We start from the raw sequence: 24,898 nt of genomic DNA on the forward strand, positions 1-24,898 counted from the left end.
GCGCGCAGCTGACCGTTGCCGTGGCATGAGCCTGACGCAGATCGAGAGTTTCGCCCTGCCGATCCTGGGCGCCGTCGTGGCGGGCGGGATCATCGGGTTCGAGCGCGAGTGGCGCGGCCGGGCGGCGGGGTTCCGCACCCATATCCTGGTCAGCCTGGCCTCGGCCCTGCTGATGCTGGCGGCCATGGGGCAGGCGGACTGGGCGTTTCGCGCCCTGCCGGACGAGAACATCGTCACCGATCCGACGCGGATGGCGCACGGGGTGCTGACCGGGATCGGCTTCCTGTGCGCGGGCGTCATCTTCCGCACCGGGTTTTCCATCCACGGGCTGACGACGGCGGCGAGCCTGTGGATCACCTCGGCCATCGGCCTGCTGTTCGGGGCGGGGCTGTTCACCCTAGGCGTGGTGGGGACGGCGACGACGGGGGTGATCCTGGTGGCCTTGCGGCTGGTCAGCGTGCGGCTGCCGGCGCGGGTGCTGACCGATGTGGAGGTGCGCTGGCGCCGTGAGGGACCCTCGCCCGAGGCCGAGGTCGAGGCGGCGCTGAGGGCGATCGACCCGGCGCCGCGCCATGACCGGTTCGAGCTGATCGACGGCGGGACGACGGTGCGGCGCAGCTGGCGCGTCAAGGCCGGGGGCGAGGCCGAGCTGAAGGCGCTGGCGGCGCGGCTGTGCGCCCTGCCGGGGGTGACGGACTATGTGCTGGACCCGCGCGACGACTGAGGCTTGCCGCCGGGCGCCGAGGGGTTCACGGTGAACGGTCCTGTACAGCTTGAGGGTCGGACATGACGATAGGCGGGGCTTTGGCCGGAACCCTGGACTGGGCCCTGATCGGGCCGGTGGCGGCGGCGATGGTCGCGGGCGGACTGATCGGGATCGAGCGGACCTATCACGGGCATCCGGCAGGCTTTCGCACCCATATCCTGGTCTGCATGACGTCTTGCGTGCTGATGCTGGCCGCCATGCATCAGGCGACCTGGGCCTTTGTCGCCTTGCCGGACCAGAGGCTGGTGATCGACCCGACCCGGATGTCGCACGGCATCCTGACCGGCATCGGCTTCCTGTGCGCCGGGGTGATCTTCCGCGAGGGGTTTTCGGTGCACGGCCTGACCACGGCGGCGTCGCTGTGGACCACCTCGGCGGTGGGGGTGATGTTCGGGATCGGCATGTGGGACCTGGGTCTGATCGCCGGGGGCGCGACCCTGCTGGTGCTGGCCATCCTGAGGTTCCTCGACGCCCGCCTGCCGCATGTCGGCGTGGTGGACGTGACCCTGCGCTGGGCGCGCGGCGAGGCGCCGGGCGAGGCGATCCTGCGCGGCCTGCTGGCCGACAGCGGGCTGAAGCCGGTGCGGGTCGGCCATGTGGTCAGCCACGACGGCCAGATCCACGAGCACCACATCAAGGCGCGCGGGCCGATGCCGCTGCGGGTCGACGACCTGTCGGCGCGGCTGGCGCAGCAGGGCGGGCTGGCCGGGTTCTCGGTCATGCCGCGGGATGACTGAGCGGGCGACTGCGACAGGCTAGATGCAGAAGGCGATGGCGGCGTCGAGCCAGACGGCAAGACCGTGACGGCTCCACAGCCAGCCGCCCAGCGCCACGAGCGCCAGCAGGCCGAGACCGACGATGACGCGGCGGTTCACTCGGCGGGGACCGCTTCAGCGCGCACGACCGGGGCCTCGCGCACCGGGACGTTGGCCAGGGCGGCCATGACGGCCAGGGCGATGGAGAGGGTCCAGATCGCCGTGTAGGAGCCGGTCAGGTCGAAGGCGACGCCCGCCAGCCAGGCGCCGAGGAAGGCCCCGACCTGATGGCTGAGGAAGACGATGCCAGCCAGGGCCGACAGATGGCGCACGCCGAAGATCTGGGCCACCAGACCATTGGTCAGGGGCACGGTGCCGAGCCACAGGAAGCCGAAGGTCGCGGCGAAGATCAGGGCGCTGGCCGGCGACAGGGGGACCAGCAGGAAGACGGCGATGGCCACGGCGCGCAGGGCGTAGAGCAGGGTCAGCAGGCCCTTCTTCGACCCCTTGGAGCCCCAGGCGCCCCAGAGCCAGGAGCCGGCGATGTTGAACAGGCCGATCAGGGCCAGGGAGGCGGCGCCGACCCCGCCCGACAGCCCCATGTCGCGCAGGTAGGCGGGCAGGTGGGTGCCGACGAAGGCGACGTGGAAGCCGCAGACGAAGAAGCCGAGGTTCAGCAGGGCGTAGCTGGGGTTGGTCAGGGCCTCCTTCAGGGCGGCCTTGAGCGGCAGGCCGTCGCGGGCGGTCGGGGCCGGGGGCTTGCCCGCCACGCCGAGCGCCAGGGGGATGATCAGGGCGACCATGCCGCCGAGCACGAACAGGGTGACGCGCCAGTCGAGGGCGTCGAGCAGGCCTTGCGCCGCCGGAACCACCAGGAACTGGCCGAACGACCCGCCGGCGGTGACGATGCCGAAGGCCAGGGTGCGCTTCTCGGGCGGGACGGCGCGGCCGACGGCGCCCAGCACCACCACGAAGGTCACGCCCGCCATCGACAGGCCGACCATGACGCCGAAGCCGAGCATGAGGCCGAGGGCGTTGGCGGCCGTCGCCGCCACGGCCAAGCCGACCAGATAGACCAGGGCGCCGCCGACCGCGACCTTGCCCGCGCCGTGCTTGTCGGCCCAGGCCCCGACGAAGGGCTGTATGAGGCCGAACAGCAAGTTCTGGGCGGCGATGATCAGGCCGAAGGTCTGGCGGTCGATCTCCAGATCCAGACCCACGGGACGCAGGAAGAGGCCGAAGGCCTGACGCACGCCCATCGACAGGGTGACGATCACCGCCCCCGTCAGGATCATGATCCAGGCGCGGCGCGACAGGCCGGAGGCGGGGGCCGGGGAGGCGGCGTCAGGCATTGATTTCCAACTCACTCAACAAGTCGATCAGGGCCGCCTCGCGTGGGCCGAGCAGGGCGGCGACGCGGGTCTGGGCCGTGGTCCAGTGCGGCAGGGCGTCGGCCAGTTTCTGAACGCCGCCGGGCGTCAGGCTGAGGGTCTGGCCGCGCGCGCCGGACGTGGCCTCGGCGACGACCCAGCCCTGACGGATCAGGGGCTGCAGGGTGCGCCACAGGGCGCTCTTTTCATGCAGGGTGGCCTCGGCCAGATCGGCCAGACGCGAGGGGCCGAGGCGGGCGAGGGTGCGCAGCACGGCGAACTGGTTGATGTTCAGTCCGACGTCCGTCAGCGCCTCGTCATAGAGCCGCGACAGGGTGCGCGAAGCGCGGCGCAGGCGGCCGCAGATGCAGGGGGAGGTGACATCCATTGCGTATGCAAAGCACGCGATCATTGCATATGCAATGAGAAAGGCGCGACGCGCGGTCATTGTTCGCTAACCCTCTTTGGGGCAATAGGAACGGATGGCGAACGAAACGACTCGCATCCTGGGGCTGGACCCCGGCCTGCGCCGCACCGGCTGGGGCGTGATCGAAAGCGAGGGCAGCCGCCTGCGCTGGATCGCGCACGGGGTGGCAGCCCCGCCGGAAAAGGCGCCTTTCCCGGAACGGCTGCTGCACCTGCTGGAGGAGGTCGGGTCGATCTGCGCGGCTTATTCGTGTGACGAGGCGGCGATCGAGGAGGTCTTCGTCAACATGAACGGGGCCTCGACGCTGAAGCTGGGCCATGCGCGGGCGGCGGTCATGCTGGCCCCGGCGCGGGCGGGCCTGAGCGTGGCGGAATACGCCCCCAGCCTGGTCAAGAAGGCGGTGGTCGGGGCCGGGCAGGCGGACAAGAGCCAGGTGGCCTTCATGATCAAGCGGCTGTTGCCCGCAGCGGGGGATGTGAAGGCGGACGCGGCGGACGCCCTGGCGGTGGCCATCACCCATGCCCACCATCGGCGGAGCCTGAGCCTGAGCCTGAGTGCGAGTTTGAGGGGCGCGGCATGATCGGGCGTTTGCGCGGGGTTCTGGCCGAGGTCGGGGAGGCGGAATGCCTGATCGACTGCGGCGGGGTGGGCTATGTCGCCGCCTGCGGGGCGCGGACCCTGGGGCGTCTGCCGGCGCCGGGCGACGAGACGACCCTCTATATCCATAGCCAGTGGAGCGAGGATGCGGGGCCGCGGCTGTATGGCTTCCTGACGCGCGACGAGCGGCGGGCCTTCACCCTGTTGCTGGCCATTCAGGGCGTGGGGCCGAAGGCGGCCCTGGCCGTGCTGGACGTCCTGCCGCCGGGGGAGCTGGCGTCAGCGGTGGCGCGCGAGGACAAGGCGGCGGTGGCGCGGGCCAATATGGTGGGGCCGAAGCTGGCCCTGCGCATCGTCACCGAACTGAAGGGCAAGGCCCTGGGCGACGCCCATTTCGCGCCGAGCGCGCCGGGCGTTCACGCCGAGGTCGCCGCCGCCCCGCCGCCGCCGAGCGTGACGGGCGAGGCGGTCGCGGCTTTGCTGGGCCTGGGCATAGCCGAAATCAATGCGCGCCGGGCGGTGGATCAGGCGCTGATCCGGCTGGGGGATGAGGCGGAGCTGCCGGCGGTGATCCGCGCGGCGCTGCAGGAGCTGGGGCGGTGAGGGCTCTCCATTCGCCGTCATCCTCGGGCCGCGCAGCGGACCCGGGGACCCAGGCATCTGAAGTTCGCGCCGTTTTCTCAAACGGCCTGCCGCCGAAAGGTCTGGGTCCCCGGGTCGCCCTGCGGGCGCCCGAGGATGACGGCAGTGGGATGGGCGCATGACCGACGACCGCATCATTTCCGCCGACGCCGCGCGGGGGGAGCAGCACGACCGCGCGCTGCGGCCGCAGACCCTGTCCGAGTTCGTCGGCCAGTCGGCGGCCAAGGGCAATCTGAAGGTCTTCATCGACGCCGCCCGCGCGCGGTCCGAGGCGCTGGACCACGTCCTGCTGTTCGGGCCGCCGGGGCTGGGCAAGACCACGCTGGCGCAGATCGTGGCGCGCGAACTGGGGGTTGGCTTCCGCGCCACGTCGGGGCCGATCCTGGCCAAGGCGGGGGATCTGGCGGCCATCCTGACCAATCTGGAGCCGCGCGACGTCCTGTTCATCGACGAGATCCACAGGATGGCTCCGCAGGTGGAGGAGATCCTCTATCCGGCGATGGAGGATCATGTGCTGGACCTGATCATCGGCGAGGGGCCGTCGGCGCGCAGCGTGCGCATCGACCTGGCGCCCTTCACCCTGGTCGGGGCGACGACGCGGGCGGGCTTGCTGGCCACGCCGCTGCGGGACAGGTTCGGCATTCCGCTGCGGCTGGAATTTTACACGCCCGAGGAACTGACGGCGGTGATCCGGGGAGCGGCGCGCAAGATGGGCGCAGCCATCACCGAGGACGGGGCGATGGAGATCGCGCGCCGGGCGCGGGGCACGCCGCGCATCGCCGGGCGTCTGTTGCGGCGGGTGCGCGATTTCGCCGATGCGGAGGGAACGCCCATCGACCGGCTGGCGGCGGCGCGGGCGCTGGCGCGGCTGGAGGTCGACGAGCAGGGACTGGACAGTCTGGACCGGCGCTTCCTCAAGGCCCTGATCGAGAACTACGGCGGCGGGCCGGTGGGCATGGACACCCTGGCGGCGGCTATCGCCGAGGCGCGCGACGCGGTCGAGGACGTGATCGAGCCCTATCTGCTGCAGCAGGGCTTCATCATGCGCACTCCGCGCGGACGTGTGGCCTGCGCCAAGGCCTATGAGCATCTGGGACTGACGGCGCCGCAGGCCCCGCCCGCGCCGCCGCCGGACCTGTTCGGGAAGTAGTTCTGCATCCTTCTCCCCTTGAGGGAGAAGGGGAACGCTAGTCATTCGCAAAAGGGCTTCACCCGTCCGCCAAACCCGGCCATGCTTCATGGCGAAGGGAGACGGGCGATGGCGCGAGGCGGGATCGGGACGGATCAGGTGATCGTCGTGCTGGGCGCGGCGGTGCTGCTGCTCGGCGCCCTGAGTCTGGTCGCACTGAACCAGGGCGCGCGGTTCGGGCCGAAGCAGGCGAGCCCGGCCGAGCGGGCCCTGAGCCAGGTGAAGGCCCAGATGGGGCCGGCCGCCGAGGTGCGCTATCTGGAGGCTGGCAAGCGCCGCGCCGTCTGCGGCTACGCCGGGATCGCGGGACAGAAGCAGGCCGTGGCCTTCGTCTCGCGGCCCAACCGCATCCTGATGGGGGACGAGCCCCTGGGCGCCGAGTTCGCCGACATGAAGGCCGAGTTCTGTCCGGGCTTCAATCCGCCCCGACCGACGGCTAAGGCCTCGGTCACGACCTCCGCCCAGGGCTGATCCATGACCGACCAACCGACCGCCGGCCGTTTCGACGGGCAGGATCACCTGCTGCCGGTGCGGGTCTATTACGAGGACACCGACTTCACCGGCCTGGTCTATCACGCCAACTATGTCCGCTATTTCGAGCGGGGGCGGTCGGACTTTCTGCGACTGGCGGGGGTGGGTCATGTCGAACTGCTGGAGCAGGACGAACCGCTGGCCTTCGTCGTGTCGGACCTGGCGATCAAGTATGTGAAGCCGGCGCGGATCGACGACGCCCTGGTGGTGCGAACCCGCTATGAGGCGATCAGGGGGCCGCGCCTGATCATCCGCCAGACGGTCGAGCGCGAGGGCGAGGTGTTGTGCCGGGCCGATGTGGTCGCGGTCTGCATCCATCTGGACGGGCGACCGAGGCGGCCGACGAAGCGGCTGGTGGAACTGGTGACGCCGTGGCTCTCCGGTGAAGCTTCGCAATAACGAGGTTGTCAGATCGGCCCCCCGTGACGCGGGGCCCGACGACCGCTAGACCCGCCGCCATGAAACCGCCACGTCCGCCCGCTCGAAAAGGGCTGACGACACCGGACCCATCCAAGGACCCCGCATGACCGCCCCAGTCGACGCCTCGCTGCTGAATCCCATCGAGCTGTTTATGACCGCCGACTGGGTGGTGAAGACGGTGATGATCGGCCTGGCCGCGGCCTCGCTCTGGTCGTGGACGATCATCATCGACAAGGCCGTGCGTTTCGCCCGCATGAACGTCCGCGCCACCGAGTTCGAGAAACAGGTCGAGAGCGGGCGGTCGCTGGAAGACGTGGCGGCCCAGGCCGGGCCGCAGCCGGTCGAGCCGCTGCCGCGCATGCTGGTTCTGACCTTGCAGGACTGGCGTGAGGCGCGCTCGCGCGGGGCCATGACCGACACCCAGGGCTCGATGCTGATCGCCCGCATCGACCGGGCGCTGGACTCGGTCATCGCCCGCGAGAGCCAGAAGATCGAGAACGGTCTGGGCGTCCTGTCGGTCGTGGCCACGGCCTCGCCCTTCATCGGCCTGTTCGGCACGGTCTGGGGCATCATGAACGCCTTCGACAGCATCGCGGCGGCGGGCAACACCAATCTGACGACCGTGGCGCCGGCCATCGCCGAGGCCCTGTTCGCCACGGCCATCGGTCTGGCGGCGGCCATCCCGGCCTATATCGCCTTCAACGCCTTCTCGGTGTCGGCGGGCAAGTTCACGGGCCGTCTGGAAGCCTTTGCGGACGACCTGCAGTCGGCCATCGCCCGTCGTCTGGGCGCGCCCTCGGCTCCGCCGCCGCCGCCGCCCCCGCCGTCTGCTGACCTGAACCTGCGTCGGGGCGCCTGATCCATGGCCCTGGGCGGAGGAGGAGGCGGAAGCGCGGGCGGACGCGGCCGACGCCGCGCGCGCAAGCGTCCCCTGAGCGAAATCAACGTCACGCCGCTGGTCGACGTCATGCTGGTGCTGCTGATCATCTTCATGATCTCGGCGCCCCTGCTGACCGTCGGCGTGCCGGTGGAGCTGCCCAAGACCGAGGCCAGCGCCGTCGAGACAAGCGATAAACCGATCACGGTCTCGATCGATCAGAACGGGGCCATCTTCATCGGCGAGAGCGAGGTCCGCTGGGAGAATCTGGCGATCCGCGTGGCCGAAGAGGGCGGCGAGAAGGCGCGCGACAAGGCGGTCTTCATCCGCGCCGACGGCCGTGCGCCCTATCAGGCCGTGGCCCGCGTGATGGCGCGTCTGTCGGCCTCGGGCTTCACCAAGCTGAACCTGATCACCGACACGGCCGCTGACGAGACGGCGGAGGGCTGATCGCTTGCGTCGGCCCAGTCCCGCCATTTTCGGTTCCGTCGCCCTGCACGCCGGGGTGGTGGCGCTCGCGCTTGTCTCATGGTCGTCGAAGGACGAGCCCAAGCCGCTGGTGAACTCGGTGCCGGTGTCGATCGTCTCGGACATCGAGATCGCCGCCGCGCCCGCCGACAATCCGCAGCCCGAACCCTCGCCCGAGGACGGGGCCACCGCGCCGGTCGAGACGCCGCCGGAACCGGTCCCGCCCGAGCCGGAGCCCACGCCGCCGCAGCCCGCTCCGCGTCCGACGCCGCCGACGCCGCGTCCCACGCCGAGGCCGCCGGAAAAGGCCCCTCCGCCGCGTCCGACGCCCACGCCGCGTCCGACCCCGCCGCGTCCGACGCCGTCCCCGCCTGAGAAGGCGCGCCCGACGCCGCCTCGCCCTAATCCGACCCCGCCGCGCCCGGCCCCCGCCAGGCCCGCGCCCGGCCTGGACCTGGACGCCCTGGCCGGCCCGCCGCGACAAACGCCGAACCGGGGGCGACCCGCGACGGGTCAGCAGGGCTCGGGTCAGGCCAGCCAGGCGACGGGGCCGCAGATCACGGCCATCTTCAATCAGGTCTACGATAACTGGAACGTCTTCATCGTATGCAACATGCCAGGCGGGAATGAGCTGCGCATCCAGATGGATGTGACCTTGTCGCCTGACGGGCGGATCACGCGGGGGCCGACCCTGGTCAATCCGCAGTCGAGCGCCGTCTATCGCTCGGCCGCCGATGAAGCGATGCGCGCCCTGCGTCAGACAGCGCCGTTCGACGTGCCGACGGGCTTCCCCGGCGGGGCCTATCGTCCGACCTTCAACACCGAACGCGCCTGCGCCAACCGGTGAGCCGTAGCGTTTCCCTCTCCCGACGGGAGAGTGCTTGAGCCTCCAGGAGCGCAGCGATTGGCAAGGCCAAAGGGTGAGGGGCTGAGGTCTGCCGTCGGCGCAAGCCGTGGCGCGGCGGCTTGCGCCGAAGGAACGCGTCGACCCTCATCCGGCCCTTCGGGCCACCTTCTCCCATCGGGAGAAGGGATCAAGGCGGAAGAGGTGCGGGAATGCTTGCCCTCAAAGTCTGAAAGTCGCCCCATTCCGGGGCAAGCTTGTCTTTCACAAGCTGGTTTTTGTCATACGGTCTGGCGATAAGGACCGACGAGCCGTCCAACTTCCGGGAGTTCCCTATGCGTCTGCACCTTCTTCTCGCCTCGGCCGCCGCGGTCCTGATGGCGGGTCCGGCGACAGCCCAGACGCAGCCTGCCGCCGCGCCGCAGCAGACGGGACCGGTCGAGGTCGAGATCGATCAGGGCGTGCTGCGGCCGCTGCAGATCGCCGTCGTGCCCTTCACTGGCCAGAACGGGCCGCAGATTTCCAACGTCATCAGCGGCAACCTGAAGCGCTCGGGCTTCTTTGACCCGCTGAACCCGGCCAGCTTCATCGAGACCGGACTGACGCTCGCCAATGCGCCGAACTTCCCGCAGTGGACCTCGATCGGGGCGCAGGCGGTGCTGTATGGCGGGGTGACGCCGCGCGCCGACGGTCGGGTGGACGTGGGCTTCCGCCTGTATGATCCCTACCGCCAGTGCCAGCTGGTCAGCTATCAGTTCACCGCCACTAGCGAGCAGTGGCGCCGGATCGCGCACAAGATTTCGGACGTCATCTACCAGCGCATGACGGGCGAAGCGGGCTTCTTTGATTCGCGCGTCCTGTTCGTGTCGGAGAGCGGCACCCAGCTGAACAAGCTGTCGCGCCTGACCATCGTCGATCAGGACGGCTACAACCCCGTCTTCCTGACCCAGGGCGACGAGATCATCATGTCGCCGCGCTTTTCGGCGTCCAACCCGGACGAGGTCACCTATGTGGCCCTGGGCAAGGATTACAGCCGCATCTATCTGTACAACCTGTCGACCGGCCGCCGCGAAAGCCTGGGCGAGTTCGACGGTCAGGTGCTGGCGCCGCGCTTCTCGAACGACGGGACCAAGATCGCCTTCTCGATCATCCGCGGCGGCAACACCGACGTCTATGTGATGAACCTGCGTACGCGTCAGCTGTCGCGCCTGACCAGCGACCCGGGCATCGACACCTCGCCCTCGTTCAGCCCGGACGGCAACCAGATCGTCTTCACCTCGGACCGGTCGGGTTCGGCGCGCCTCTACACCATGCGGGCCGACGGCTCGGGCCAGCGGCCGATCTCGCGCGGCGGCGGCATCTATACGGCCCCGGCCTGGAGCCCGCGCGGCGACATGATCGCCTTCACCAAGCAGTCGGGCGGCCGCTTCCACATCGGGGTGATGAAGTCGGACGGGACGGGCGAACGCACCCTGTCGTCCAGCTATTTCGAGGAAGGTCCGTCCTGGGCGCCCAACGGCCGCTACATCGCCTTCGCCCGCCAGAGCCCGGGCGGCGATACGCGCCTGTGGACCGTGGACCTGTCGGGTCGGGTGGTGTCGCAGGCGGGTTATGACGGACGCGGGTCCGACCCGGCCTGGTCGGGTCTGCTGGACGCCCCGCCGGTCAATCTGGGCATCGGCCAGGGCGCGGATTCCTGCCCGGCGTAGCCGTTTACGGCTTCGTGAGATCACGAGCGGAGCCATTCCCATAAACTGTGCGTTATCGCGTCTGGCGCGACGCGGCGCCGCAGTCTAGCTGACCTTCGATATAGCCAAGCTTGAGGCCGCCGTCCTCAGACCGAAACAAGGAGACGACCCGATGAACACTTCGACCCTGATCAAGCTGGCGGCCGTCAGCGCCGCCGTGGCCGCCATGGCCGCCTGCGCGCCCAAGCCCAAGGTCGAGCCCGCCGTGCCGACGACCCCGGCCCAGCCGACCGGCCCGCAGTATCCGACCGCCCCGACCGGCCCCGTCACCGGCGGCAACGTCGGCGGCCCCGTCGCCGGTTCCGAGCAGGACTTCGTCGTCAACGTCGGCGACCGCGTCTACTTCGACCTGGACTCCTATTCGGTGCGCCCGGAAGCCCAGCCGCGTCTGGACGCCCAGGCCGCCTGGCTGGCCCGCTATCCGCAGGTCACGGTCCGCATCGAGGGCAACGCCGACGAACGCGGCACGCGTGAATACAACCTGGCCCTGGGCGCCCGTCGCGCCGAGGCCGTCCGCACCTATCTGATCCAGCGCGGCGTCCCCGCCGGCCGCATCGACACCATCAGCTTCGGCAAGGAGCGTCCGATCGCCGAGGGGTCGAACGAGTCGGCCTGGGCCCAGAACCGCAACGCCCACACCGCCATCGTGTCGGGCGCGCCGCGCTAAACACCGCGCAAGCGACAGAATGGAGGGAGGCGTCGGCTTTGCGGCCGGCGCCTCTTTTCTTTGAGGGCGTAGCGGATCAAAGTCCGCGCCGAATCCGGGGGGAGTTTGCGTGATTGATCTGGAAGCGGCGGGCGGCGCCATGACGGGCGGCATCATCGCGGGCGCGATTGAAAAACCGACGGGGCAGGCGGGCGAGCATCATACGGCCTGCGCCGACTGCGGCGCCGAGGTCACGGGCAATTTCTGCTCCAACTGCGGTCAGGCGGCGCACGTGCACCGCACCCTGCTGCATCTGGGCGAGGAGCTGCTGCACGGGGTCATGCATTTCGACGGCCGCTTCTGGCGCACGCTGCCGCTGCTGATCCTCAATCCGGGACGGCTGACGCGCGAGTGGGTGCAGGGCAAGCGCACGCGCTACGTCTCGCCCCTGGCCATGTTCCTGTTCACCCTGTTCGTCATGTTCTTCGCGCTGAGCTTCATGCCGCACCCGGAGGGCCATTCGACGCCGCTGGCGGATCAGATCGCGGAGCAGCGCGAGGATGTGGCCAAGGCCGAGCGGGCCGTGGTCGAGGCGCAGAAGGAGGCGGACGCCGCCGCCGCCGCCATGGCGCCCGCAGACGGCTCGCCGCCTGCGTTCGACAGCGGGGCGCGAGCGGGCATGGCCGCCGGCGCGCTGGCCGGCGCCGAGGGCGTGGTGACCGCCGAGAAAGCGCGTCTGGCCCGTTTACAGCAGGAACTCGTGGAGGGCCGCAAGGATGGGCTGGCGCCCGGCAGCTGGCAGGCCCAGGTGGCCGACATCGCCAAGGACGTGGGCGAGCAGGGGCAGACCAACGGCCTGACCCGGACCGTGGCCAAGAAGCTGAAGAACCCGGACCTGGCGCTCTACAAGCTGCAGCAGACCATCTACAAGTTCGCCTTCCTGCTGGTGCCGCTGTCGATCCCCTTCGTGGCCCTGATGTTCCTGTGGAAGCGGGGCTTCACCCTGTATGATCACGGGGTCTTCGTCCTCTATTCGCTGACCTTCATGTCCCTGCTGCTGATGGCGGTGGTGGTGCTGGCGACGACCTTGAAAGGAGCGGGCGTCATCGCGGGAACAGTGGCGGCCCTGATCGCGCCAGTGCACATGTTCGCCCAGCTGAAGGGCGCCTACAGCCTGAAGGTCTTCTCGACCCTGTGGCGGACGGTGGCCCTGCTGATCTTCTGCGAGATGGCCGCGACCCTGTTCATCGTTTCGATCATCTATCTGGGGCTGGGGCACTGACGCCGGCCCTGCATCTCGGCCTTGCGGGCGCCGCAAATAGGTGGGACCACTTGAGACATGCCTAAGCTGCCTTTTTCCAAATCCGCCGCGTTGACGGCCATCGGCCTGACCCTGATCGGGGGCGCGGTCGTCGCCCAGGTCGCGCCGATGGAGCCGGTCCAGTGGGACAAGCGCCGTCTGGACCAGCTGGACCGCAACGTCCGCCGTCTGGAGCGCGCCCTGACCCAGAGGAACGCCGCCGGTCAGCCGGTTCTGGTCGAGCCGGACCCCGAGATCGTGGCCATGCAGGGCCAGGTTTCGATCCTGGAGCGGCGTCTGGCCGACGTGGAGCAGACCTTCCAGCGGATGAACGCCGACAGCGAGCGTCTGACCTTCCAGCTGGACGAGGCGACGCGCGACAACGCCGCCCTGAGCCGCCGCCTGCGCGATTTGGAAGGCCGGGTCGAGCGCGCCGAAAAGGCGGCCGAGGAAGAGGCCGAACTGAACGGGCCGATCGTCGCCAACTCGCCGACGGGCGACGCGGGCCAGGACCTGACGGCGGCGCTGCGCCAGCTGGGGACCGACGGCGCGCGCGGGCAGAGGGCTCTGGAGACGGTCATCGTCACCTGGCCCAATACGCCGCAGTCGCGTGAAGCCAGCAGCCGCCTGGGCGACCTGCACGTCGCCGCGCGCGACAACGCCGCCGCCGTGCCCGCCTACGCCGCCGCCCTGAACGGCTGGCCGCGCACGCCCTGGGCGCCGGAGACGACGCTGAAGCTGGCCGAGGCCCTGCGCGCCACCGACCGGGCGACCCAGGCCTGCGGCGCCCTGAACGAGTTCACCCGCCGCTACGCCGACACGGCCACGGCGGCGCAGAAGACCCGCGCCACGCAACTGCGCACGCGGGCGAACTGCAGCTGAGGCCAGACGACGCCGAGGGCCTGAGCGGCCGGGTCTTCGCCCGGCTGGACGCGCGGCTGGAGGCGGGCAGGGGCGAACCGGTCATTGTCGCCCTGTCGGGCGGCGGCGATTCCATGGCCCTGCTGCATCTGGCCGCCGACTGGGCCGAATCGCGCGGGCGGCGGCTGCTGGCCCTGACGGTGGACCACAATCTCAATCCCATGAGCGCGGACTGGACCCGGTTCGCGGGCGAGGCGGCGCGGGCGCTCAAGGCCGACTGGCGGGCCTTGAGCTGGGACGACGCCTCGCCCGGACCCGGCCTGACGGCGCGGGCGCGCGCGGCGCGGCATGGACTGATCGCCGAGGCGGCGCGGGCGGCGGGGGCGCGGGTGGTGCTGCTGGCCCATACGCAGGACGACGTCGCCGAGGCCGACTGGATGCGGGCGCACGGCTCGACCCTGGGCCGGGTGCGCGAATGGTCGCCGTCGCCGGTCTGGCCGCAGGGGCGGGGGGTGATGCTGCTGCGCCCCCTGCTGGACGAGCGGCGCGAGGGCTTGCGGGGCTATCTGAGGGCGCGGGGGGCGACGTGGATCGAGGATCCGGCCAATGCGGACGCGCGGTTCGGAAGGAGCCGGGCGCGGGCGGCGCTGTCCAGCGGAGCCCTCCCCCTCGAGGGGGGAGGGTTGGGTGGGGGTGTAGGCGATGCCTTTGACGTTCAGGCAGAGGAGGCGCAGGGCGTCCCGCCTCCCGCGCCAACCTTTCCAACTCTGCTCTCACACCCCCATCCCCATCCCTTCCCCCCTCGAGGGGGAAGGGGGCCTGACGGTTCCTGCGCTCTGGCCTGGGCGGGCGTTCTCGAGCTTTCCCGCGACGCCTCGGCGTCCGGGCTGGCGGCGGCCCTGCTGTGCGCGGGGGGCGGAGCGACGCCGCCGCGCGGGGAGCGGCTGGAACGACTGAGGGCGAGGCTGGCGGCGGGCGAGGACTTCGCCGCGGGTCTGGCGGGCGCGCGGATCGAGGCGGAGGGGGCGTCGGTTCTGCTGATGCGCGAGCCGGGGGAGATGAAGCGGCGGGCGCCCGAAGCTCTGGTGCTGACCCCCGGCATGACGGCGGTGTGGGACGGGCGGTTCGAGATCACGGCGTGCGAGGGCGGCTGGCGGGTCGAGGCGGCGGCGGGGTGGCTGGCGCGGCTGTCGGAGGGCGATCGGCGCGTGGCGGCGGGGCTGCCGGCGGCGGCGCGCGGCGGCCTGCCCGTGCTGGTTCGGGAGGGGGGAAGCGGCCCGATTCTGGCGTGGCGGGGGGCGAAGGTGCGGACGCTGGGAGCGCGGCGCCTGAGCCTGGCCTTGGGCGAAACGACGCAGGAGAGCGACCTCTTTCACCCCATGCATGGCGAAACGCCGCCGACTGACCTATTTTCCTAGAAAGACTGCTGATCGACGGAGCGTTGCGACGCGCGTCGAGGAACCGAGGACCGAATGAACCTGCGTAATCTCGCCATCTGGGGCGCCTTTCTTCTGGTTGCGGTCGCGGTCTACGCCGCGATCAGCCAGAACGGCGGCCCCGCCGCCATGCCGGGCGCCAAGGCCGCGGCGGCCGGGCGTCCTGCACCCATCACCTATTCGCAACTGATCACGGCCATCAACGGTCAGGAGATCAAGACCGCGACGGTGCGCGGCGACATGGTGACCGGCGTCTACAAGAACGACAGCAAGTTCACGACCGTGACGCCGCTGCCCAACGCCGACATCATCGACAAGATGCAGGCCGCCGGCGCCGCCGTGGACGTCAAGAGCACGCGCCAGCCCTGGTGGTCGGGCCTTCTGGGCCTGCTGCTGCCGGTGGCCCTGATCATCGCCTTCTGGTTCTTCATCATGAACCGGATGCAGGGCGGGGCGAAGGGCGCCATGGGCTTCGGCAAGTCCAAGGCCAAGCTGCTGACCGAGCACAAGGGCCGCAAGACCTTTGACGACGTCGCGGGCGTCGACGAGGCCAAGGACGAGTTGCAGGAGGTCGTCGACTTCCTGAAGGATCCGGGCAAGTTCCAGCGTCTGGGCGGCAAGATCCCCAAGGGCGCGCTTCTGGTGGGCCCTCCGGGCACCGGCAAGACCCTGCTGGCGCGCGCGGTCGCGGGCGAGGCGGGCGTGCCCTTCTTCTCGATCTCGGGTTCGGACTTCGTGGAAATGTTCGTCGGCGTCGGCGCCAGCCGCGTGCGCGACATGTTCGAACAGGCCAAGAAGAACGCCCCCTGCATCATCTTCATCGATGAAATCGACGCCGTCGGCCGTCACCGCGGCGCAGGTCTGGGCGGCGGCAACGACGAGCGCGAGCAGACGCTGAACCAGCTGCTGGTCGAGATGGACGGCTTCGAGGCGTCCGAGAACATCATCCTGATCGCGGCGACCAACCGTCCCGACGTGCTGGACCCGGCCCTGCTGCGTCCGGGCCGCTTCGACCGTCAGGTCGTGGTGCCGAACCCCGACGTCTCGGGTCGCGAGCGCATCCTGCGCGTTCATATGAAGGACGTGCCGCTGGCCGCCGATGTGAACGTCAAGACGCTGGCGCGCGGCACGCCGGGCTTCTCGGGCGCGGACCTGGCCAATCTGGTCAACGAAGCGGCCCTGATGGCGGCCCGCAAGGACCGTCGCATGGTCACGCACCGCGACTTCGAGGACGCCAAGGACAAGGTCATGATGGGCTCCGAGCGGAAGTCCATGGCCATGAACGAGGAAGAGCGCCGCCTGACCGCCTATCACGAGGCCGGTCACGCCATCGTCGCCATCAACGTCAAGATGGCCGACCCGGTGCACAAGGCGACCATCGTCCCGCGCGGTCGCGCCCTGGGCATGGTGATGCAGCTGCCGGAAGGCGACCGCTATTCCATGAAGTTCCAGCAGATGATCGACCGCATCGCCATCATGGCCGGCGGCCGCGTCGCCGAGGAGCTGATCTTCGGACCGGAGAGCATCACCTCGGGCGCCAGCTCGGACATCGAGCAGGCGACCAAGCTGGCGCGGGCCATGGTCACGCGCTGGGGCTTCTCCGAGAAGCTGGGCACGGTGGCCTATGGCGAGAACCAGGAGGAGGTCTTCCTGGGCCATTCGGTGTCGCGCAGCCAGAACGTCTCGGAAGAGACGGCCCGGATCATCGACGAAGAGGTCCGCCGCATCGTCACCGAGGGCTGGGACGAGGCGCGCCGCATCCTGACCGAGAAGGCCGGCGACCACGAAAAGCTGTCACAGGCCCTGCTGGAATACGAGACCCTGTCGGGCGACGAGATCAGGGATCTGCTGGAGAAGGACCTGGCTCCGAACCGCGACGACGCCAACGATACGGTGGCTGGACCCTCGGTCTCGGTGCCGGTGACGCCGGTCTCGGACGGCGTCGAGGTCGAGACGGCCAAACCCTCGGAACCGGCCGCCGCGCCGGCGACGAGCGTGCCGACCGTCTGATCGAATCGGACAGGTTGAATGAGGAAGGGGCGGGCCGCGAGGTTCGCCCCTTTTTCGTGGCCGAGAGGGAGGAAGCGAGATTTCAAACAGACTAGTTTGTATTTTAGACAAGTCTGTGAGATATGGCGTTATCCGAAACAGGAGGACGCCATGACGGCATCCGCATTCGAACCCACCGAACGCCTGCACGGCCTGGACGGCCTGAGGGGCGCGGCCCTGCTGCTGGGGGTGGTGTTGCACGCCGCCCTGTCCTTCTTCCCCGCCCAGATCTGGATCGTGGCCGATGATCAGAAGTCGGTCTGGGCCAGCGGGCTCTTCTTCGTCATCCACCTGTTCCGCATGGGCAGCTTCTTCCTGATCGCGGGCCTGTTCGCCCACATGATGCTGAAGCGGCGCGGCGTGATGGGCTTCATCAAGGATCGGATGGTCCGCATCGCCGGGCCGTTGGCGGCCTTCTGGGGGCCGGTGCTGGCGGGGATCGTGGCGGTGCTGATCTGGAACGCCTCGCTGATGGGGCTGACGGCCGCCGACGCCCCGCCGCCGCCGAAGTACGACTGGACCAACATCCCCCTGACCCACCTGTGGTTCCTGTGGGTGTTGCTGTGGTTCTACGCCGCCCTGGTGATCGGGCAGGCCGTCGTCGCCCGGCTGGATCGGGCGGGGCGTCTGGCGCGAGGTCTGGACCGGCTGGCCGGCGGCCTGATCGCGCCGTGGGGGCCGTTGGTTCTGGGCGCGCCTTTGGCCCTGGCCCTGTGGTTTGAGCCGAACTGGATCGCCTTCTTCGGCATTCCGACGCCGGACGCGGGTCTGGTTCCCGAGACCTCGGCCCTGATCGGGTTCGGTCTGGCCTTCGGCGTGGGCGCGCTGCTGGACCGTCGTCGCGACCTGCTGAAGCGGATGGAGGTCTGGGCGCCGGTCTGGCTGGGGCTGGCCCTGGGCGCGGGGACGACGGCGCTGATGCTGTCGGGCGGACCGACGCCGGTGCTGACGCCGATGACCGATCCGGCGGCCAAGGCCATGACGGCGGCGGCGTTCGGCGTGGCGACCTACGCCAGCATGTTCGCGGTCGTCGGTCTGGCCCTGAGGTTCTGGTCGGGTCACAGCGCCCTGCGGCGCTATCTGGCCGACGCCTCCTACTGGATCTACATCCTCCATCTGCCGCTGGTGATGGCGGCTCAGGTGGTGGTGAAGGACTGGCCGCTGGTCTGGCCGGTCAAGCTGGCGATCGTCGTGGTCGGGGTCATGGCCGTCTGCCTGGCCAGCTATGAGCTGACGGTGCGCCACGGCTTCATGGGGCGCTGGCTGAACGGGCGGCGCGTGCCGTGGCGCAAGGCGCGCGTCGGCGTCCCGCTCGCCGCCGAATAGCTTGCCAACCTTGGCGGCTGCGTCCATCCGGAGGGGGCAGCCGCGTCGCGCCAGGAATCACCCGATGATCGACAAGTCCCGCACGCCCGAAGCCGACCTCGCCTTCATGCGCTCGATCGTGGAGGGCAGCGGGCGACCGCCGATGACCCTGGCCGTCTGTTATCTGGCGGGGGGGCTGCTGTACGGGCTGCAGTGCCTGTTCCACGTCGGGCAGGTGCTGGGGCTGATCCGTTGGCCCGATCTGGCCAATCTGGCTTTTGTCGTCGGGATTACCGTCGCCTTTCTGGCGGTCCTGACCTGGGCCATCCTGAAGGACCGCAAGGCCGGGACGTCCAACCGGGGGCCGCTGGCGACGCGGGTGACCTCGGCGGCCTTCAGCGCCACCGGCATGGCCAACGCCGCCGTCATCATCGTCTTCGGCGTGGGGGCGGTGCGGGATCAGGATTTCGCCGTCTGGCTCTATTACGCCGCCATCGTCTTCGCCCTGCAGGCGGCGGCCTGGTATGTGGCCTGGGTGCTGAAGAAGAAGGGCTGGATGCTGGCGGTGTCGCTGGGCGGATGGGTGACGGCGGTGGCCCTGGGCGTGCTGGTGCGCCAGCCGGTGGCCTATCTGGGCGTCTGCACCGTCGCCCTCTTCCTGCTGTTCGCCCTGCCGGGCTGGGCCCTGTTCCGCGACGCGCGGTCGGGCGCCAGGGCCGCCTGACGCCATGGGGCTGGCCGACGATTTCGGACGGATCGACGAGGTCATCCACGGCCGCATGCGGCTGGGGATCATGGTCTATCTGGCCGATGTCGAGGCGGCCGATTTTACAGAACTGAAGACGGTGCTGGAGGCGACCCAGGGCAATCTGTCGGTCCACCTGAAGAAGCTGGAGGAGGCGGGCTATGTCGCCATCAGCAAGAGCTTCGTGAACAACAAGCCCCTGACGCGGATCGCCATCACGCCGCAGGGGCGGGCGGCGTTCGCCGCCTATCTGGACGCGCTCGGCGGGTTGATCGGGCGAAAGGGCTGAACGCTCTCCTCCCCATGGCATGGGGAGGAGAGATCAGCGTCGGCGCAATGTCTTTCAGTGGGCGACGGCCGCGATGGGGTCTTCGTCCTCGATCAGGACGGCGGTCAGCTTGCGGGTCTCGCCGGAGGGGTCGGGCCAGACGATCGACTCGCCTTCTTTCAGGCCGATCAGACCGGCGCCGACGTGCGACAGGATGGAGACGCGACCGGCGTCGATGTCGGCCTCGCGCGGCAGGACCAGCTGGACGCGGCGCACCTCGGGGTGGCGGTCGTCGGCGTAGTGCAGCCAGCGGTTCAGGCCGACCACGTCGCGCGGCATGTCGGCGTCGTCGCAGACCTCGGCGCGGTCCAGTTCCTGTTGCAGCAGGCCGGCGGGGCCGGTTCCGGGCAGGTCGCCGACCAGACGGTCCAGGGCGTCGAAGTCGGCGCGGCTGAGAAGGATGCCGGGCAGGGCCGGAGGGCGGCCGCGGGTCTTGGCGGTGGTCATGTCGTTTCTCGATGTGATGGAAAAGAAGGAAGAAGGGGTCAGGCGGCCGAGGGGCCGTCGTCGTCGCCGTCGTCAGCCGGGGGCGCGGGCTCGGGCGCGGGCGGCGTCGCCGGGCGGCGGCTCGGGAAGGGCAGGATGTCGGCGCCGCGTGCGGGCGGATCGTCTTGGGCTGGGGTCATGGCAGGCGTGTTCGCGGACGGCCGACGGGCGGCGTGCGCGATCCTGAATGTTGGAAAACTAGGGAAAAAAAGCGAAGCGACGCGCCCCGTAGCGGGCGACAGCGCAGGCTGGCCGCTACGGGTTAGATGCCTTCGACGCGGCGACCCGCGTGGGTGAGGCGTCGAGCCTGGCTGACGAAACGTTCCATAGTGGCTAGAGGCTGGGCCTCAGCGCGCGGAAAGTCAAACCGGCGCCCCGGGAGTTCTTGTCGCATGAGCCTTCAATCCCTCGTGAAGCCGTCGCTGGTTCCCCCTCTGGTGATGGGAATCGTCAACGTCACGCCTGACAGCTTTTCCGACGGCGGACGGCACGACACGCGCGAGGCGGCGCTGGCCCATGCGCTGCGGCTGATCGAACAGGGGGCCGACGTGCTGGACATCGGCGGCGAGAGCACGCGACCGGGCTCGGACCCGGTCGGCGAGGACGAGGAGATCGCCCGGACCCTGCCGTTGATCGCCGCCGTCCGGGCGCGCTGGGACGGGGTGCTCAGCATCGACACCATGAAGCCGGGCGTGGCGCGGGCCGCCGTTCAGGCGGGCGCGACGATGTGGAACGATGTGACCGCTTTGAGCCATGCGCCCGACAGCCTGGCGACCGCCGCCGAGTTGGGCTGCGAGGTGGTGCTGATGCACATGAAGGGCGCGCCCAAGACCATGCAGGACGACCCGCGCTATGACGACGTGGTCGGCGAGGTGGTGGGCCATCTGGCGGCGCGGGCCGAGGCCGCCATGCAGGCGGGCGTGGCGCGCGACAGGATCTGGCTGGACCCCGGCATCGGCTTCGCCAAGACCACGGACCACAACCTGACCCTGACGGCGCGGCTGAAGGCCCTGGTCGATCTGGGCTGGCCGGTGCTCTACGCCGCCAGCCGCAAGCGGGTCATTCAGGGCGTGGATGCAACCGCGGTCGCCGCGAGCGACCGGCTGGGCGGCTCATTGGCCCTGGCGCTGGAAGGCGCCCGCCGCGGGGCGCGGATGGTGCGCGTCCACGACGTGCGCGAGACGGTCCAGGCGCTGAAGCTTCAGGCGGCGGTGGCGACTTCCGTCGCATAGGCGTCGCGCAGGGCGGTCCAGCGCGGCCAGTTCCACGGGTGGGGCGTGCGGCTGGCGGCGTCGTCCAGGCCTTCCATGTGGTGATGCCAGCCGGCCAGGGTGTTGGCGACGTTGGATTCCCAATCGCGCGACATGCGGTGGATCAGGATCAGATGGGTGCCGTCGCCGTCGGGCGACAGCCGCCATGAGACGACGGAATCCTCGCCGCCGAAGGTGTGCTCGAAGCGGGTGAAGGGCTGGAAGACCAGGACCTCGTTGGCCTGTCGGCGGACTTCCGGGGTGTCGGGGAATTTCTCGGTGGCGGGCTGGCGGAAGTCGAGGTCCATGCGGCCGCCGGGCCTGGGGTCGATCACGGCCTCGGCCAGCCAGCAGGCGAGGCCTTGCGGCGTGGTCAGGGCGGCCCAGACGCGTTCGGGCGCGTGGCGCAGGCGGCGCTCGAAACGGATTTCATAGCCGCCGTCGATCTCGGTCGCGCGGCCCTGGTCCTCGCTCAGAGACAGTGTGTCGGTCATTGCGGAAACTCCTTGTCGAGATGGTGCTCAAGCGCGTCGAGACGATCGGTCCAGAAGCGGCGATAGGGCTGCAGCCAGGCGTCCAGTTCGGCCAGGGGCGCGGGGTTCAGGCGATAGAGTCGGCGCTGGGCGTCCTTGCGCACCGTGACCAGGCCTGCTTCGCGCAGGACCGACAGGTGTTTGGACACGGTCGGCTGGCTGACGGGCAGGGCGTCGACGAAGTCCCCGGCGGGGCGTTCGCCGTCGGCCAGCATGGCGATGATGGCCATGCGGTGCGGTTCGGACAGGGCTTGCAGGGCGAGGTTCATTTCTATCGTTTATTGGCAATATAGATTATTGTCAATGTAAAGGGCGTTGCCTCTGCGGGCGCCTTCGGCCATGCAGCCGTCATGTCCTGGCTTCTGTCTTTCAATCCGTGGGTGGTGCTCGTCGTGGCGGGCCTGCTCGAGGTCATGTGGGCCTCAGGCATCAAGCATGTCGGCCTGCAGCGGCCGCTGTTGTCGATGGGCGTGGCCGCGGCCCTGGTCGCCAGCATGGTCGGGCTGTGGATCGCCACGCAGAAGCTGCCGGTGGGCACGGCCTATGCGGTGTGGACCGGCATCGGCGCCGTGGGCGCGGCGACGGTCGGGATCGTGGTCTATGGCGAGCCGGCGACGGCGGTGCGGGCGGTCTGCATCCTGCTGATCGTGGCGGGCATCGTCGGGTTGAAGCTGTTTTCGGGAGCGGCGGCGTGAGCGAAGCCAAGGGTCGGGTTCTTATTCTCGCAGGCTCGGATTCCGGCGGGGGCGCGGGCGTCCAGGCCGACATCAAGGCGGTGACCATGCTGGGCGGGTTCGCCGCCACGGCGATCACGGCTGTCACCATCCAGAACACCCTGGGGGTTCACGGCGTCTATCCCCTGCCGATCGACGTGATCGAGGCCCAGGCCAAGGTTGTGCTGGACGACATCGGGGCCGACGCCCTGAAGACCGGGATGCTGGGTTCGGTCGAGGTGGTCGAGGCGGTGGCCGGCCTGATCGACTACGCCGGAAACGTGCCGGCGGTGGTGGACCCGGTGATGATCGCCAAGGGCGGCTCGCCCCTGCTGGAGGATCGCGCGGTCGAGGCGGTGCGGCGGCTGATGGTGCCGCGCGCGGCCCTTTTGACCCCCAATGCGCCCGAGGCCGAGGCCCTGACCGGCATCGCGGTGGCCGATCTGGAGGGGCAGCGGCGCGCGGGCGAGGCCTTGTTGGGCATGGGCGCGCGGGCGGTGCTGATGAAGGGCGGTCATGTGCCGGGCGAGACGGTGATCGACCTGCTGCTGACCCGCGACGGCGAGACGGTGCTGGAGAGCGAGCGTCTCGACACGCGCCACACCCACGGCACCGGCTGCACCCTGGCCAGTGCGTGCGCCGCCGGGATCGCCAAGGGTCTGCCGCTGCAGACCGCCGTGGCCGAGGCCTGGGCCTATGTCGCCGAGGCCATCCGCCGCGCGCCGGGTCTGGGTCAGGGCCATGGGCCGCTGGATCACGGCTGGCCGATCCGCTGAAGCCCTTCTCCCTCCAGGGGAGAAGGGCTTGGCGGGGATTCGGAATCGCCTTTTGACGACCCCATGAGCCTTGAGACCCGACTGATCGAGATCGTCCGCGCCGACGCAGGCCTGATGCATGTGCTGAGCGTGACGCGGGACCTGGACCTGCCGGAATGGCGGCTGTTTTCCGGCGCTGTCTATCAGGGGGTGTGGAATGACCGGACCGGGCGGCCGGTCGGTTATGGGATCAAGGACTACGACATCGGCTATTTCGATCCCGATACTTCGTGGGACGCCGAGGACGTGATCATCAAGCGCGTCGCCGCCGCCTTCGAGCCGCCGTTGCGCGATCTGGTCGAGGTGCGCAATCAGGCGCGGGTTCACATCTGGCATCCTGCGAAGTTCGGCGGTTCCTACCCGGCGTTGACGCACACGGATGAGGCTCTTCCCCGCTTTGTCGCCCCCTGTTTCGCGGTGGGTGTCAGGCTTGAGGAAGACGACGAAATCACTGTGGCCGCGCCATTTGGGCTGGAGGACGTGTTCAATCTGACCATCCGTCCGACCCCGGACCGACCCGTGGCGAAGGACTGGGATCGCATCATCGAGAAGGCGAAGGCGCGCTGGCCTGAACTGGTCGTTCAGGTCTGATTGCGGACCTGCTTAAATTTCGGCGACAGAACTGGCGATGAAGGCGACTTCAGCCGGAGTCCAGCAATCGTTTCTTTCTGTGGCCACGACTGACCCGCAGACGCAGGCGCGATTAGGACCATCAAGCCCGTCCGATCCGCAGCAGCCGTTGTCGAACCCGGTCGATTTCAAACGCCCTTCGATGATGTCGAGAGGGTTGGCGATGATGGTGTTCGAACCATCTTCCAGCTTGACCAACACCCCCTTCGGCACCGAGGGTTCGGTCATCTCGGGGGCATCCTTGTAGTCGGAACGTGATCCCCATTCTGACTTTGAGGTCAGAAGGGTGCCGCACTTGGCGCAGGCTAGCTCGGACACGGTTGAACCTCCAAGGAGTGGGACCCAGAAATGAACTGGAAGGTCCGATTATACAAACAGAGTTGCGTGCATCTGTGGTTCGAGAACAGACCTCGGCGAGGTCTGTGACGCCCTGACCTGCACCGATGACGCCCCGGCGCAGTTCGTGGCGCCGGCTTTCGCCCTGGCTGTGCGGCCGGAGAAGGGCGACACGGTCAGCGGGAATGAGCTTGCTTGGATGGGCAGCGCTGACACCCCTCATCCGACCGCCTGAGGCGCCCACCTTCTCCCGCATATGGAGAAGGGATTCAAAAGCGAAAAGGGCGCGACCCTTGCGGATCGCGCCCCTCGGTCGGGCCTCGGACAGGGAGGGATGAGGCCCGGTTCAGTCCGCCGTCAGTGGCGGCGGCCGTTGTAGTCGTTGCGCTCGTAGCGGACCTTGGCGGACAGGCGGTCATAGCGACGGTCCAGGTCCTGGCGCTCCCAGCGGGTCAGGCCGCCGCGCATGTATTGGCGCTCCAGGCGGACCAGGCTGTTCAGCTCATCCTGCAGGCGCGAGGCCTCGCGGCGGCTGAGTTGGCGGGTCTGGACGCCGCGATCGATGCGACGGTCCAGGTTGTGCTTGCGCTGGGCGATGGCGTTCCAGCCGTTGTAGTTCTGCTCATAGCCGTGGCCGCGCGAGGGACCGTGACGGTCATACGACTGGGCGGCGGCGGGCAGGGCGGCCGAGGCGACGGCGACGGCCAGGGCGGGGATCAGCAGCTTTTTCATGGTCTTGGCTCCTTCGGTTCGTCGCAACCGGGTCGGCTGCGTTGATCCCAAAAGACCACCCGGCGGCTGAGCCGCATCTGAACGGCGCGTTTCAGATCG

The 24,898-nt window shown here is 69.4% G+C and carries 31 protein-coding genes; 23 read left to right on the forward strand and 8 right to left on the reverse strand.

Annotation, left to right across the window (positions count from 1 at the left end; genetic code table 11):
- Positions 1 to 25: 25 nt before the first annotated feature.
- Both ACZ5XO_RS03265 and ACZ5XO_RS03270 read left to right on the forward strand, forming a co-directional pair.
- Entirely contained in the window at positions 26 to 724 is a 699-nt protein-coding gene (locus ACZ5XO_RS03265) for an MgtC/SapB family protein (protein ID WP_464163896.1), read from the forward strand.
- 62 nt (positions 725 to 786) lie between these two features.
- Positions 787 to 1,503, forward strand: coding sequence for an MgtC/SapB family protein (locus tag ACZ5XO_RS03270; RefSeq protein WP_464163897.1), 717 nt, complete (start codon positions 787 to 789; stop codon positions 1,501 to 1,503).
- A 134-nt stretch (positions 1,504 to 1,637) separates the two neighbouring features.
- Here the strand turns inward: ACZ5XO_RS03270 and ACZ5XO_RS03275 are convergent, their stop codons facing one another.
- Positions 1,638 to 2,873 carry an MFS transporter gene (locus ACZ5XO_RS03275; protein ID WP_464163898.1) on the reverse strand — a complete coding sequence of 412 codons (1,236 nt, stop codon included), beginning with the start codon at positions 2,871 to 2,873 and terminating at the stop codon, positions 1,638 to 1,640.
- The gene (locus ACZ5XO_RS03280) at positions 2,866 to 3,279 is read right to left on the reverse strand and encodes a MarR family winged helix-turn-helix transcriptional regulator (protein ID WP_464163899.1); all 414 of its coding nucleotides are present in this window, start codon (positions 3,277 to 3,279) and stop codon (positions 2,866 to 2,868) included. The genes ACZ5XO_RS03275 and ACZ5XO_RS03280 overlap by 8 nt, the downstream gene beginning before the upstream one ends.
- 94 nt (positions 3,280 to 3,373) lie before the next feature.
- Here ACZ5XO_RS03280 and ruvC point away from each other — a divergent pair, with 94 nt between their 5' ends.
- From ruvC to ACZ5XO_RS03365, 17 genes are all read left to right on the forward strand, one after another.
- The gene (gene ruvC, locus ACZ5XO_RS03285; RefSeq protein WP_464163900.1) at positions 3,374 to 3,898 is read left to right on the forward strand and encodes a crossover junction endodeoxyribonuclease RuvC; all 525 of its coding nucleotides are present in this window, start codon (positions 3,374 to 3,376) and stop codon (positions 3,896 to 3,898) included.
- Complete coding sequence (ruvA, locus tag ACZ5XO_RS03290; RefSeq protein WP_464163901.1) at positions 3,895 to 4,518, forward strand: Holliday junction branch migration protein RuvA; 624 nt, start codon at positions 3,895 to 3,897, stop codon at positions 4,516 to 4,518. Before ruvC ends, ruvA begins: the two co-directional genes overlap by 4 nt.
- A gap of 157 nt (positions 4,519 to 4,675) precedes the next feature.
- Complete coding sequence (ruvB, locus tag ACZ5XO_RS03295; protein WP_464163902.1) at positions 4,676 to 5,707, forward strand: Holliday junction branch migration DNA helicase RuvB; 1,032 nt, start codon at positions 4,676 to 4,678, stop codon at positions 5,705 to 5,707.
- Between the two features lie 108 nt (positions 5,708 to 5,815).
- Positions 5,816 to 6,217, forward strand: a complete 402-nt coding sequence (locus ACZ5XO_RS03300) for a hypothetical protein (RefSeq protein WP_464163903.1) — start codon at positions 5,816 to 5,818, stop codon at positions 6,215 to 6,217.
- Between the two features lie 3 nt (positions 6,218 to 6,220).
- Positions 6,221 to 6,676: a tol-pal system-associated acyl-CoA thioesterase gene (ybgC, locus tag ACZ5XO_RS03305; protein ID WP_464163904.1), complete on the forward strand. Its 456-nt coding sequence runs from the start codon at positions 6,221 to 6,223 to the stop codon at positions 6,674 to 6,676.
- A gap of 124 nt (positions 6,677 to 6,800) precedes the next feature.
- On the forward strand, positions 6,801 to 7,556 hold the full coding sequence (gene tolQ / locus ACZ5XO_RS03310; RefSeq protein ID WP_464163905.1) for a protein TolQ: 756 nt from the start codon (positions 6,801 to 6,803) through the stop codon (positions 7,554 to 7,556).
- Positions 7,557 to 7,559: 3 nt separating this feature from the next.
- Complete coding sequence (gene tolR / locus ACZ5XO_RS03315; RefSeq protein ID WP_464163906.1) at positions 7,560 to 8,024, forward strand: protein TolR; 465 nt, start codon at positions 7,560 to 7,562, stop codon at positions 8,022 to 8,024.
- Positions 8,025 to 8,028: 4 nt separating this feature from the next.
- Positions 8,029 to 8,889 carry a hypothetical protein gene (locus ACZ5XO_RS03320; RefSeq protein WP_464163907.1) on the forward strand — a complete coding sequence of 287 codons (861 nt, stop codon included), beginning with the start codon at positions 8,029 to 8,031 and terminating at the stop codon, positions 8,887 to 8,889.
- A 332-nt stretch (positions 8,890 to 9,221) separates the two neighbouring features.
- Positions 9,222 to 10,595: a Tol-Pal system beta propeller repeat protein TolB gene (tolB, locus tag ACZ5XO_RS03325; protein WP_464163908.1), complete on the forward strand. Its 1,374-nt coding sequence runs from the start codon at positions 9,222 to 9,224 to the stop codon at positions 10,593 to 10,595.
- A gap of 151 nt (positions 10,596 to 10,746) precedes the next feature.
- Complete coding sequence (pal, locus tag ACZ5XO_RS03330) at positions 10,747 to 11,301, forward strand: peptidoglycan-associated lipoprotein Pal (protein WP_464163909.1); 555 nt, start codon at positions 10,747 to 10,749, stop codon at positions 11,299 to 11,301.
- Between the two features lie 109 nt (positions 11,302 to 11,410).
- Positions 11,411 to 12,562, forward strand: a complete 1,152-nt coding sequence (locus ACZ5XO_RS03335; protein ID WP_464163910.1) for a DUF3667 domain-containing protein — start codon at positions 11,411 to 11,413, stop codon at positions 12,560 to 12,562.
- A gap of 57 nt (positions 12,563 to 12,619) precedes the next feature.
- Positions 12,620 to 13,462 (forward strand): tetratricopeptide repeat protein, encoded by an 843-nt coding sequence (locus ACZ5XO_RS03340; protein WP_464163911.1) that lies wholly within the window; start codon positions 12,620 to 12,622, stop codon positions 13,460 to 13,462.
- 113 nt (positions 13,463 to 13,575) lie between these two features.
- Entirely contained in the window at positions 13,576 to 14,859 is a 1,284-nt protein-coding gene (locus tag ACZ5XO_RS03345) for a tRNA lysidine(34) synthetase (protein WP_464163912.1), read from the forward strand.
- Positions 14,860 to 14,913: 54 nt separating this feature from the next.
- On the forward strand, positions 14,914 to 16,887 hold the full coding sequence (ftsH, locus tag ACZ5XO_RS03350; RefSeq protein ID WP_464163913.1) for an ATP-dependent zinc metalloprotease FtsH: 1,974 nt from the start codon (positions 14,914 to 14,916) through the stop codon (positions 16,885 to 16,887).
- Between the two features lie 150 nt (positions 16,888 to 17,037).
- A complete protein-coding gene (locus ACZ5XO_RS03355; RefSeq protein ID WP_464163914.1) occupies positions 17,038 to 18,252 on the forward strand; it encodes an acyltransferase family protein in 1,215 nt (404 codons plus the stop codon).
- Between the two features lie 64 nt (positions 18,253 to 18,316).
- Positions 18,317 to 18,955, forward strand: coding sequence for a hypothetical protein (locus ACZ5XO_RS03360; protein WP_464163915.1), 639 nt, complete (start codon positions 18,317 to 18,319; stop codon positions 18,953 to 18,955).
- Between the two features lie 4 nt (positions 18,956 to 18,959).
- Positions 18,960 to 19,265 (forward strand): winged helix-turn-helix domain-containing protein, encoded by a 306-nt coding sequence (locus tag ACZ5XO_RS03365; protein WP_296177692.1) that lies wholly within the window; start codon positions 18,960 to 18,962, stop codon positions 19,263 to 19,265.
- Positions 19,266 to 19,319: 54 nt separating this feature from the next.
- On the opposite strand, the gene ACZ5XO_RS03370 is transcribed toward ACZ5XO_RS03365, so the two are convergent.
- The gene (locus ACZ5XO_RS03370; RefSeq protein WP_464163916.1) at positions 19,320 to 19,751 is read right to left on the reverse strand and encodes a GreA/GreB family elongation factor; all 432 of its coding nucleotides are present in this window, start codon (positions 19,749 to 19,751) and stop codon (positions 19,320 to 19,322) included.
- A 38-nt stretch (positions 19,752 to 19,789) separates the two neighbouring features.
- On the reverse strand, positions 19,790 to 19,930 hold the full coding sequence (locus tag ACZ5XO_RS03375) for a hypothetical protein (RefSeq protein ID WP_464163917.1): 141 nt from the start codon (positions 19,928 to 19,930) through the stop codon (positions 19,790 to 19,792).
- 252 nt (positions 19,931 to 20,182) lie between these two features.
- Here ACZ5XO_RS03375 and folP point away from each other — a divergent pair, with 252 nt between their 5' ends.
- The gene (gene folP / locus ACZ5XO_RS03380; RefSeq protein WP_464163918.1) at positions 20,183 to 21,022 is read left to right on the forward strand and encodes a dihydropteroate synthase; all 840 of its coding nucleotides are present in this window, start codon (positions 20,183 to 20,185) and stop codon (positions 21,020 to 21,022) included.
- On the opposite strand, the gene ACZ5XO_RS03385 is transcribed toward folP, so the two are convergent.
- Positions 20,992 to 21,534: an SRPBCC family protein gene (locus ACZ5XO_RS03385; protein WP_464163919.1), complete on the reverse strand. Its 543-nt coding sequence runs from the start codon at positions 21,532 to 21,534 to the stop codon at positions 20,992 to 20,994. The two genes, folP and ACZ5XO_RS03385, sit on opposite strands and share 31 nt — an antisense overlap.
- The gene (locus ACZ5XO_RS03390; RefSeq protein WP_464163920.1) at positions 21,531 to 21,842 is read right to left on the reverse strand and encodes an ArsR/SmtB family transcription factor; all 312 of its coding nucleotides are present in this window, start codon (positions 21,840 to 21,842) and stop codon (positions 21,531 to 21,533) included. Before ACZ5XO_RS03390 ends, ACZ5XO_RS03385 begins: the two co-directional genes overlap by 4 nt.
- A gap of 81 nt (positions 21,843 to 21,923) precedes the next feature.
- Here ACZ5XO_RS03390 and ACZ5XO_RS03395 point away from each other — a divergent pair, with 81 nt between their 5' ends.
- The 3 genes from ACZ5XO_RS03395 to ACZ5XO_RS03405 all read left to right on the forward strand — a co-directional run bounded on the left by ACZ5XO_RS03395 (position 21,924) and on the right by ACZ5XO_RS03405 (position 23,692).
- Complete coding sequence (locus ACZ5XO_RS03395; protein ID WP_464163921.1) at positions 21,924 to 22,268, forward strand: DMT family transporter; 345 nt, start codon at positions 21,924 to 21,926, stop codon at positions 22,266 to 22,268.
- Positions 22,265 to 23,062: a bifunctional hydroxymethylpyrimidine kinase/phosphomethylpyrimidine kinase gene (gene thiD, locus ACZ5XO_RS03400; protein WP_464163922.1), complete on the forward strand. Its 798-nt coding sequence runs from the start codon at positions 22,265 to 22,267 to the stop codon at positions 23,060 to 23,062. Before ACZ5XO_RS03395 ends, thiD begins: the two co-directional genes overlap by 4 nt.
- Before the next feature lie 63 nt (positions 23,063 to 23,125).
- A complete protein-coding gene (locus ACZ5XO_RS03405) occupies positions 23,126 to 23,692 on the forward strand; it encodes a nucleotidyltransferase family protein (RefSeq protein ID WP_464163923.1) in 567 nt (188 codons plus the stop codon).
- A gap of 12 nt (positions 23,693 to 23,704) precedes the next feature.
- Here ACZ5XO_RS03405 and ACZ5XO_RS03410 read toward each other — a convergent pair whose 3' ends face one another.
- Both ACZ5XO_RS03410 and ACZ5XO_RS03415 read right to left on the reverse strand, forming a co-directional pair.
- Complete coding sequence (locus ACZ5XO_RS03410; RefSeq protein WP_464163924.1) at positions 23,705 to 23,959, reverse strand: hypothetical protein; 255 nt, start codon at positions 23,957 to 23,959, stop codon at positions 23,705 to 23,707.
- Positions 23,960 to 24,424: 465 nt separating this feature from the next.
- Positions 24,425 to 24,799 carry a hypothetical protein gene (locus tag ACZ5XO_RS03415; RefSeq protein ID WP_464163925.1) on the reverse strand — a complete coding sequence of 125 codons (375 nt, stop codon included), beginning with the start codon at positions 24,797 to 24,799 and terminating at the stop codon, positions 24,425 to 24,427.
- Positions 24,800 to 24,898 lie beyond the last annotated feature (99 nt).

The organism is Brevundimonas sp. T2-11 (genome assembly GCF_055397675.1).